Annotated in this window: 9 protein-coding genes; 2 read left to right on the top strand and 7 right to left on the bottom strand. The window is 37.0% G+C overall.

Annotated features, from left to right (window positions below):
- Positions 1–80 precede the first annotated feature (80 nt).
- Together ptsP and VXN63_RS11070 are read right to left on the bottom strand one after the other, a co-directional pair.
- Complete coding sequence (gene ptsP / locus VXN63_RS11075; RefSeq protein WP_327758146.1) at positions 81–1,805, bottom strand: phosphoenolpyruvate--protein phosphotransferase; 1,725 nt, start codon at positions 1,803–1,805, stop codon at positions 81–83.
- Positions 1,805–2,071 (bottom strand): phosphocarrier protein HPr, encoded by a 267-nt coding sequence (locus VXN63_RS11070; RefSeq protein WP_225744353.1) that lies wholly within the window; start codon positions 2,069–2,071, stop codon positions 1,805–1,807. The genes ptsP and VXN63_RS11070 overlap by 1 nt, the downstream gene beginning before the upstream one ends.
- A gap of 369 nt (positions 2,072–2,440) precedes the next feature.
- On the opposite strand from VXN63_RS11070, the gene VXN63_RS11065 reads away from it, so the two are divergent.
- Positions 2,441–4,711, top strand: a complete 2,271-nt coding sequence (locus tag VXN63_RS11065) for an ATP-dependent Clp protease ATP-binding subunit (RefSeq protein ID WP_327758145.1) — start codon at positions 2,441–2,443, stop codon at positions 4,709–4,711.
- A gap of 68 nt (positions 4,712–4,779) precedes the next feature.
- Here VXN63_RS11065 and VXN63_RS11060 read toward each other — a convergent pair whose 3' ends face one another.
- Both VXN63_RS11060 and VXN63_RS11055 read right to left on the bottom strand, forming a co-directional pair.
- Positions 4,780–6,378 (bottom strand): peptide chain release factor 3, encoded by a 1,599-nt coding sequence (locus VXN63_RS11060; protein ID WP_327758144.1) that lies wholly within the window; start codon positions 6,376–6,378, stop codon positions 4,780–4,782.
- 33 nt (positions 6,379–6,411) lie between these two features.
- Complete coding sequence (locus tag VXN63_RS11055) at positions 6,412–7,518, bottom strand: AI-2E family transporter (protein WP_327758143.1); 1,107 nt, start codon at positions 7,516–7,518, stop codon at positions 6,412–6,414.
- A 145-nt stretch (positions 7,519–7,663) separates the two neighbouring features.
- On the opposite strand from VXN63_RS11055, the gene VXN63_RS11050 reads away from it, so the two are divergent.
- On the top strand, positions 7,664–8,095 hold the full coding sequence (locus tag VXN63_RS11050) for a GNAT family N-acetyltransferase (protein WP_327758142.1): 432 nt from the start codon (positions 7,664–7,666) through the stop codon (positions 8,093–8,095).
- A gap of 43 nt (positions 8,096–8,138) precedes the next feature.
- Here the strand turns inward: VXN63_RS11050 and VXN63_RS11045 are convergent, their stop codons facing one another.
- The 3 genes from VXN63_RS11045 to VXN63_RS11035 are packed head-to-tail and all read right to left on the bottom strand — an operon-like array spanning position 8,139 to position 10,303.
- Positions 8,139–8,390, bottom strand: a complete 252-nt coding sequence (locus tag VXN63_RS11045) for a DUF3006 family protein (RefSeq protein WP_327758141.1) — start codon at positions 8,388–8,390, stop codon at positions 8,139–8,141.
- 38 nt (positions 8,391–8,428) lie between these two features.
- The gene (locus VXN63_RS11040) at positions 8,429–9,409 is read right to left on the bottom strand and encodes a ComEC/Rec2 family competence protein (protein WP_327758140.1); all 981 of its coding nucleotides are present in this window, start codon (positions 9,407–9,409) and stop codon (positions 8,429–8,431) included.
- The gene (locus tag VXN63_RS11035) at positions 9,410–10,303 is read right to left on the bottom strand and encodes an RluA family pseudouridine synthase (protein WP_327758139.1); all 894 of its coding nucleotides are present in this window, start codon (positions 10,301–10,303) and stop codon (positions 9,410–9,412) included.
- Position 10,304: the final 1 nt, after the last annotated feature.

Here is a 10,304-nt window from a genome sequence, read left to right as displayed (position 1 = left end):
TATTTTCTAGCTTTATTCTTCACCAACGCCATTTGACATAGAACCTTCAAAAGACTGAACGTCTTCTGAAGTGCTTTTGTTTATTTTGCAGTATATTGTTCAACTAGTTTGATAACTTCTTCTGCTGAAGTACATTCGTTAAGTGCTTTTTCACTTAATTCTTTCATCTCAGCTGAATCAAGTTCAGTTAATAGACTACGTGTTTTAAGAATGCTAGTAGCACTCATTGAAAACTCGTCAAGTCCTAGTCCAACAAGAATTGGCACAGCGATTTGATCTCCAGCCATTTCTCCACACATACCAGCCCACTTGCCTTCTTTATGCGCTGCATCAATAACATTCTTGATCAAGCGTAAAATTGAAGGGTTATATGGTTGGTACAAGTAAGAAACGCGTTCATTCATACGGTCAGCTGCCATTGTATATTGAATCAAATCATTCGTTCCAATACTAAAGAAATCAACTTCTTTAGCAAACTGATCAGCTAAAACAGCTGCAGCTGGAATTTCAATCATGATACCAACTTGAATGTCACTAGAAACTTCGATACCATTTTCGACTAATTTTGCTTTTTCTTCTTCTAGAATAGCTTTCGCGCTTCTAAATTCAGGAAGAGTCGCAATCATAGGGAACATGATTCTCAAAGTACCGTGAACTGACGCACGAAGTAAAGCACGTAGTTGTGTACGGAAAATCTCATCTTGATCCAAACTTACACGAATCGCTCTGTATCCTAAGAATGGATTCATTTCATTAGGAAGTTCTAGATATGGAAGTTCTTTGTCTCCACCAATATCCATCGTACGAACAACAACAGGTTTTCCATCCATGCCTTCTAGTACTGCTTTGTATGCAGTATATTGCTCGTCTTCAGTAGGTAGTTCTTTTGAATCCATATAAAGGAACTCAGTACGGTATAAACCGATTGCTTCGCCACCATTTTCAATTACACCAGTTAAATCTTTAGGTGTTCCGATATTAGCAGCTAATTCAACGTGTTTACCGTCTTTTGTTACACTTTTTTCGTCTTTCAAGCGTTCCCACTCAAGTTTTAAAGAAGCAAATTCTTCTGCTTTATCGTTGTAAGCTTTTTTAGTATCTTCAGAAGGGTTAACGAATACATCGCCTTCCATTCCGTCGACTACTAAAAAGTCACCTTCTGATACAAGTTCCGTAATGTTATTTGTTCCTACAATTGCAGGAATTTCTAACGAACGAGCCATGATAGCAGAGTGAGATGTGCGTCCACCGATATTTGTCACAAAAGCCTTTACAAATTCTTTATTTAACTGAGCAGTATCACTTGGTGTCAGATCTTCTGCAATGATAATGACTTCTTCATCAATAGTTGCAGGAGTTGGAAGTTTTACGCCAAGCAAGTGAGACATTACGCGCTTACGCACATCGCGGATATCCGCTGCTCTTTCTTGCATATATGGGTTATCTTCCATACCTTCAAACATTGTAATGAACATGTCAGATGTCTTTTGAAAAGCAGTTTCAGCATTAACCTTTTCATCATTGATTACAGTGTTTGTTTGTTCAATTAAGTCAGGATCAGAAAGCACCATAGTATGTGCATCAAAGACTTGCGCCTCTTCTTCTCCGAGTGACTTAGCAGCAATAGATCGAATATTAGCAAGCTCTTCTTTAGCAGTATCGATAGCAGCCTGAAGACGCGTTACTTCAGATTCAACATCAGAAATCGTCTTTTTCTCAAATGATAAATCAGGTTCTACTAAAAGATACGCTTTAGCTTGAGCGATACCATCACTTGCAGCAATACCAGATACTTGTGATGCCATTATTCAGCCATTCCCTCGTTTTTGATTGTTTGTTCGATTCCTTCGATTGCTTCAGTTTCGTCTGCACCTTCAGCAGAGATTGTAACTTCTGCGCCTTGACCTACACCAAGTGACATAACACCCATGATAGATTTCAAGTTTACAGATTTACCTTTGTACTCCAAAGTAATATCTGAGTTGTATTTGCTTGCAGTTTGTACCAATAAAGTTGCTGGACGTGCGTGAATACCTGTTTCTGCAGTTACGTTATAGTTGCGTTTTTCCATTGTAAGTTTCCCCTTTACAAATTTAGTAGTTTTGAAAATAGTAAAACAACCCTTACCATATATTATACTCAAAAAACAGTATATTTAGGCATAATAAGTCAATTTTACCTTTCTTCCTATACAGATTACCACTTTTCTCAATTCCCTACAACTATTTTTTACTATTTCGAAGTATTTATCACTTGAAAGTCAAAATAGGTCAGAGTATAATAAATATTAGCGATAGGTCAAAATTGGTCAATGTTCATTTCGCAGATTTCAATCTGTATAAATTGATCACTGCATACTATGGAATCTTTCCAACTGACCTTTTGCTTCTATCCTAGTATACTGTAATTATGATAAATAATAGAAAGGTCGTGTATAGAAATGATATGTCAAAGATGCATGCAACGCAATGCAACGATTCATTTAACGACGAGTGTTAATGGAAAAAAACGAGAAATAGATTTATGTCAGAAATGTTATAGAGAAATTAAACAACAAGAGGAGCAAAGAAGAATGAATCAAGGCGCAGGACAAGATCCTTTCGGTTTCGGAAACTTCGATGATCTTTTCAAAGCATTGTCACAAAACAATTCAGGTCCACAAAATCCACAGACTCCCCCTACGCAGCAGAATTTTAGAGGGAATGGACAGCAACCTCCTCAAAATCCTAACCGCAGAGGTGGCCTTCTTGGAGAATACGGTGTGGATTTAACCCAAATGGCTAAAGAAGGAAAAATTGATCCTGTAATCGGTCGTGACAAAGAAATTGAACGGGTTATTGAAATACTGAACCGTAGAACTAAGAATAACCCAGTACTGACGGGAGAAGCCGGTGTTGGTAAAACAGCTATTGTAGAAGGACTCGCATTGAAAATCATTAACGACGATGTCCCACAGAAATTATTGAAGAAAGAAGTCATTCGACTAGACGTTGCTTCACTTGTTCAAGGCACCGGTATTCGTGGCCAATTTGAAGAGCGTATGCAACAATTGATCAAAGAATTAAGAGATGATGATTCTATTATCTTGTTTATCGATGAAGTTCATGAATTAGTGGGCGCTGGAACAGCTGAAGGTAGCAGCATGGATGCAGGTAATATTTTGAAACCAGCATTAGCTCGCGGTGAGCTACAAATGGTTGGCGCAACAACATTAAATGAGTATAGAAAAATAGAGAAAGATCCAGCATTAGAGCGTCGGTTACAGCCAGTTCGAGTGAGTGAACCGTCTCTTGACGAAACCGTCACTATTCTTAAAGGTATTCAAAAACAATATGAGGATTATCACCACGTTAATTATACGGATAAAGCTATCCAAAGTGCGGTTGAATTGTCTCATCGATATATACAAGATCGCTTCTTGCCAGACAAAGCAATCGATTTACTTGATGAAGCTGGATCTAAAAAGAACTTAACAATTCGTACAATTGATCCTGAAGAAATTCAAGAGAAAATTGATGAAGCTGAAAAACAAAAACAAACAGCTCTTCAGCAAGAAGATTACGAAAAAGCTGCATTCTACCGTGATCAAGTAACGAAACACAAAGAAATGATGAATCAACAAACTCCAGAATCTGATCTACCTGTTATTACTGAAAAAGATATGGTACACATTATTGAACAGAAAACAGGTATTCCAGTTGGAGAACTGAAAGAAAAAGAACAAGAACAATTAAGAGATCTCGATGATTCTCTTCGTAAACATGTTATTGGTCAAGATGATGCTGTTGAAAAAGTAGCTAAATCTATTCGAAGAAATCGAATCGGATTGAGACAGAAAAATAGACCAATTGGATCATTTTTATTTGTAGGACCAACCGGTGTTGGGAAAACGGAATTAGCTAAAACACTAGCCCTGGAGTTGTTCGGAAGTAAAGATTCATACGTTCGCTTAGATATGAGTGAATTTATGGAAAAACACAGCACTTCTAAACTGATTGGCTCCCCTCCTGGTTATGTAGGATATGAAGAAGCTGGACAGTTGACGGAAAAAATACGTCGAAATCCATATAGCTTAATACTCGTGGATGAAGTTGAAAAAGCCCACCCCGATGTCCTTCACATGTTCTTGCAAATTCTGGATGATGGTCGTTTAACAGATGCTCAAGGTCGTACAGTGAACTTTAAAGAAACCATTATTATCATGACAAGTAACGCTGGCACAACAAATGTTGAATCAAGTGTAGGCTTCGGTGCTCAAATCAGCGGACGTCAACATTCACTTTTAAACAATCTAGGGGAATTCTTTAAACCAGAATTCTTGAATCGACTAGATGGTATTATTGAGTTCCATTCATTATCCAAAGAACATTTGCTGGAAATCGTAACGCTGATGTTAGAAGATATTAATTCAGCACTTAAACAACATAATATTACCGTTACAGTGGATGATGCGGCTAAAGAAAGATTAGTGGATCTTGGTTATGATCCTAAAATGGGTGCGCGCCCACTCCGTAGAGTGATTGAAGAGCAAATCGAAGATAAAGTTGCTGAGTTTTATTTAAACAATCCTCAAGTCGGAAATATTATGGCTACGGTAGACGATTCAAATTCAATCGTCATTACCCAACATTCTGAAGAGTCTTCAACTCCATCTGAAACAACTGAAACAAAAGATGATGATTCTGAATTTTCTGAAGAAACAAACGAATAAGATATGAACGAAAAAACGCACCTCCGTTACTGCATAGTTGCAGTTGTAACGGAGGTGCGTTTTTTATTTTATAGTAATGAAGTTAATTCAACTCTAGGATACTTGTCACTGAACCATCTTTCAGCAAATTGATTTTCAAATAAGAACAACGGTCGATCAAAACGATCTCTAACCAACATATTTCTACTTGATCCCATATTTTCATCTAATTGTTCCGGTTCAATCCATCTGGCAATTCTACTCCCAATCGACGTCATAACGACTTCAGAATTGTATTCATTCAACATACGGTGTTGGAAAACTTCAAATTGCAATTGTCCAACTGCCCCTATTATATAAGTTTCCGTATGGAATGACTTGTATAGTTGAATCGCACCTTCTTGAACCAGTTGATTGATTCCTTTATGAAAGGATTTTTGTTTCATAACATTTTTAGCTTCTACTTTGACGAATAACTCAGGGGTAAATTGCGGAAGACTTTCAAAATTAATTTCCTTTTTACCTTCATAGATCGTATCCCCTATTTGGAAATTTCCAGTGTCATAAAGGCCAATAATATCCCCTGCAACGGCGCCTTTAACACTTTCTCTGTTTTCAGCCATAAATTGAGTAGAATTAGAAAGTCGCATTTTTTTGTTTGTACGGGATAAAGTTACATCGATTCCTCTTTCAAAATCGCCTGAACAAATTCGGACAAAAGCGATACGGTCACGGTGTTTAGGATCCATATTGGCTTGTATCTTGAATATAAACCCTGAAAATTCTTCTTTAGTGGGTGCAACTTCGTTTCCATCTACATCTGTATGACCTGCAGGCGCTGGAGCAAATTGCAAGAACGTTTCTAAAAAAGTTTGTACTCCAAAGTTTGTTAAAGCTGAGCCGAAAAATACAGGTGTCAATTTCCCGTCTAAGATTGCTTTTTCAGAAAATTCATTTCCAGCTTCTTTTAACAGCAATGCTTCTTCAAGAACCTGATCATATAAACTTTCATTTTTTAAAGCATGTTCTTCTTCAATTTTCCCCTCTTCATTAAGTGGAATAAATCGATTCCCTTGATTCGATTCTTCTGGGCGGAACATTTCGATTCGATTGTGAAAAAGATCATACAATCCTAAAAAGTTTTTCCCAGATCCAATCGGCCAGTTCATTGGATAGGCATCGATTTCAAGAACTTCTTCAAGTTCTTCAACGAGTTCAAGTGGCTCTCTACCATCTCTATCCAGTTTGTTCATAAATGTAAAAATTGGAATACCACGCATTCTACAAACTTTAAATAATTTCTTTGTCTGCTCTTCTATACCTTTAGCACTATCTACTACCATGACTGCCGCATCAACGGCCATTAAGGTGCGGTAGGTATCTTCAGAAAAATCCTCATGTCCTGGAGTATCCAAAATATTGATTCTTTTTTCATCATAATCAAACTGCATAACCGAACTTGTTACAGAAATCCCACGTTGCTTTTCAATTTCCATCCAATCGGATTTTGCAAATTTACCAGATTTTTTAGCTTTAACAGTACCTGCTTGTCTGATTGCTCCACCAAATAACAGTAATTGCTCTGTAATAGTCGTTTTACCAGCATCCGGATGCGAAATAATCGCAAAGGTTCTTCTAGATTCTACTTCTTTTTTTAATTGTTTGTTTTCATTTACTTCTGTCGACATAGTAACTCCTTCTTCTATCAAGCATCATTAAGTTTATCTTATTTGTTTGTTCGTCAGTGTTATTTTCTTTTCTTTGTTGATTTTCAGTATATAAAGTACCACAGTTTTAATGATTGCAAAAACTGGAACACCAATTAACATGCCTAATAGTCCAGCAATATTGGCAGAAGCCAACAATATCAGAATAACGGTAAGCGGATGAACCGAAAGTGACTTCCCTACGAGGAAAGGTGTAAACAGATTTCCATCTAGTTGTTGTACAATCAGAACAAATATCGCTGCAAGCACTGCTTTTCCTGGTGAGTCTATTAGTCCTACTACGATAGCCGGAGCAGCTCCAATGAACGGTCCAACATAGGGAATAAAATTGGTGATCGCTGCAAAAACTGACAAGAGTAAAGCGAAAGGAAACTGAGCAATTGAATACATAACGAATAATAAAATTCCAACAAGTAAAGAAGCCATCCCTTTTCCACTTATATAACTTGCGATCGTTTCGTTTATTTTCAATGCTAATTCTTTTGTATTTTTTTTGTATGGTTCTGGACTGATTTTTTCTAAATATCCTGGAAATCTATGACCGTCATATAGCATATAAAATAAAATGACAGGTACTGTGATAAAGGTAAAAAAGAAATCAGTCAGACTTTGAAGGAAACTTCCTACACTGGTCATCATACCTCCTAAAAATCCTGATGATAAATCTCTGAGCCAAGTTTCGATATTCAGGAGAATTTCATTGAAATCCACCTGATCCATCCACGGCTCGTCCCCTAGCTTTCTAAAGTAAAAATCTAGTTCATTTATAAAATCTGGAATCCCGGCAATTAAAGAGCTCGTTTGTTCAAATAGGATAGGCAGACCTAGAAATACCGTCAGTACAACCAGTCCTACTAAAAAGATCATAACGAGTGCGACTCCAAATATTCTTTTCACTCTTATTTTTTCAAGCCCTTTAACTATAGGGTTCAATAAATAAAATAAAAACCCTGCTATTAATAACGGCATAAACAAAGACGTTAAAATAGCGAGTATAGGATTTAATATAAAATCGATTTGTTGTAATATAAAAATTAGTAGAGCTACAGCTAAAAACCATATCGTCCAGAACATTATTTTAGAATTTTTCCAATTTATCAATTTTTATATCTCCTCGGCTTTTATATTCACACTTCATTATATGACAGTGCGCCTAGAATTAAAAGGGGGAGTTGGTACTATTCATTGACGAAAAAGTAAAAATAATGATAAGATTATAAGAATCATTCAATCAGGAGGGAAAATTATGGAATTTAAATGGACTACAGATTTATTTGATCCAGCTTATAAAGATGCTATACATATAAGAAAAACCGTATTCGTTGAGGAGCAGAAAGTTCCTGTTGAACTAGAAATCGATGAATTAGAGGATCAGACTTCACACGTGGTGGGCTATTTGGATGGTACTCCCGTCGCAACAGCTAGGATTTATGAAAAAGAACCCGACGTTTACAAAATCCAAAGAGTTGCTGTTTTAAAAACGGCTAGAGGCAAAGGAACTGGAAAAGTTCTTATGACAGAAGTAGAAGCTAAAGTTCAGTCTCTTAAAGGGAAAAAGCTGATACTAGATGCTCAAGATCACGCACTCAGTTTTTATGAAAAATCAGGATATACTATTGAGGGCGAAGGTTTCCCAGATGCTGGTATTCCACATCACAGAATGATCAAAGAGCTTTAAACTGCTGTAAAACTAAAAAACTGGTGGAACCGATCTGGTTCCATCAGTTTTTTCGATTCTTCAATTTTTCTCTTTTACTTTTAATTCTTGCTTTCCTCTTTTCTGTTTCTCCTACTAGCTGCTCAATTAACTCGATGGATTGGGTAGACTCTTCCAGTCGAAACGTCACTTCAAGAACATCCCCAACTTGAACAAACTCCGGAAGCCTTCTTTTTCCAATAACGATTGCACCAGATCCATCATCTGGAATCAACGTAGCTAACTCATCATTGATAGATTCCAAAACAACACGCATGATATCCTCTCCATTACTTGTTTGTTATTCTTTTACATTTAGGGTTGCTCCTTGTCTACTGAAAACGTACCGTCTTCTTCAACAGTAATGGTGACTGAACCGTCTTCCACCGTACTATACAAGGGAATTTCTTGATGATTGATCCGTTCAAGCGTTTCCTTGTGTGGATGTCCATAACTATTATCTAAACCAGCTTGAATGATGGCTATTTCCGGATCGACAGCGTTTAGCCACTCTGTACTATTACTATCTTTGGAACCATGGTGACCAACCAACATAATCTCTGCCTTCAAATTTCTATATTGTTCTACTATTTGTTTTTCTACAGTCGAAGATGCATCTCCTGAGTTCATGACACTCATTCCACTAATCGTCGTTCTTGTCACAATCGATTCTTCATTGTGATTTGTGGTTCTATTATTTGCCTGAGGATTTAGCACTTCTATCTTAAATGGACCGATGTCTTTAGTCTCACCGGTATTAGGTTCATAATAATTAGCATCTGATTCACTAATTGCGTCCAGCAGCTTCTCATAAACTCTAGTAGTGTGATCAACCCCGTTCATCCAGACCTCATCCACTTGAAAATACTCCAGTACTAGATCGCCATTCCCAATATGATCTGCATCATTGTGGGTAAAGATCAGCAAATCAATTTTTCCACCAGTCCCAATATATTTATCAAGATAACTCACAATCCGCTTATCTGAATCGTCATATCTACCTGTATCAATGACAATATTTGTACCATCTTCTGACTGATACAATGTAGAAGATCCTTGGCCAACATCAAAAAAGCGAATCGTTCCATTGGAGCTACTCTCCGGTTCAGAGCTTGGAAGATACGTAGCCCATTCTCTTGAGAGTTCCTGCCACTTACCTGCAAAGTAATCCGCATCATATGGATTATCTCCAAAAAATAATCCTATAAAAAATGCCAAAGCAATCAAGAAAGCTGTCACAGAAGCTTTTATTCTCTGCTGTTTTTGTTTTTTAGTTATCTTTTTCTTTCTAACCATTTAATTACCTCTTAGATTTTCTATTAAGCCAGTGATATCTTCTGGGAGTGGCGCTTCAACTAGAACGTCTTCATCAGTAAAAGGATGTTGGAACTGAAGTTTAGAGCAGTGCAAGGCTTGTCTATGAAATCTTCCACTATCTTCTCCGTAAAGATCATCTCCTATTAGAGGATGACCGTCATGAGCAAAATGAACTCTGATTTGATGAGTTCTTCCCGTGTGCAATTTAACTTTAACCACCGTAGCTTCCTCTAATATCTCTTCTGTCCAGTACTCAGTCAATGAAGGCTTCCCATCTTCTCTAACCATTCTAGTGATGATCGAATCCATTGTACGACCAATAGGTCCGTCTATATAAGCATGATTCTTAGTCAACACTTTAGATACGACTGCTTGGTAGGTTTTGTCAATTTCTTGTCTTCTCAAGATTTGATCGATCATAGAATGCGCAAAAGCGTGTTTTGCAAAAATCATTGCCCCAGAAGTTTCTCTATCCAGTCTTGTAACGACATGCACTGTCTTATGAATATATTGCTGTGTTTCTACGTATCCCCTAATTCTATTTGCCATCGTATCTTCTCTATGCGTTGGTGAAGGAACGGATGCCAGGCCAGAAGGTTTATTGATTATGATATAGTGTTCATCCTCAAATAAAATATCCAGTTCATTATAGGAAGGAATCAAATGTGGATTTGACGGTTCTATTGGAATAGACATTCTAACCACATCTCCGTAATTCAATAATTCTCTAACTCTTACAATCTGATCGTTTACTTCTAGCTGGCCACCTTTAAATTTAACTTTCGCCAACATTTTTTTAGAAACAGATTGTTCTTGTAAAAAAGACTTCAAGGTGTTTTGTTCAGATTTTTCATATGTCCATTCAATCATCATT

Source organism: Marinilactibacillus sp. XAAS-LB27 (assembly GCF_036039175.1).
Lineage (GTDB): Bacteria > Bacillota > Bacilli > Lactobacillales > Carnobacteriaceae_A > Marinilactibacillus.
This window is presented reverse-complemented; position numbering and strand designations above follow the sequence as displayed.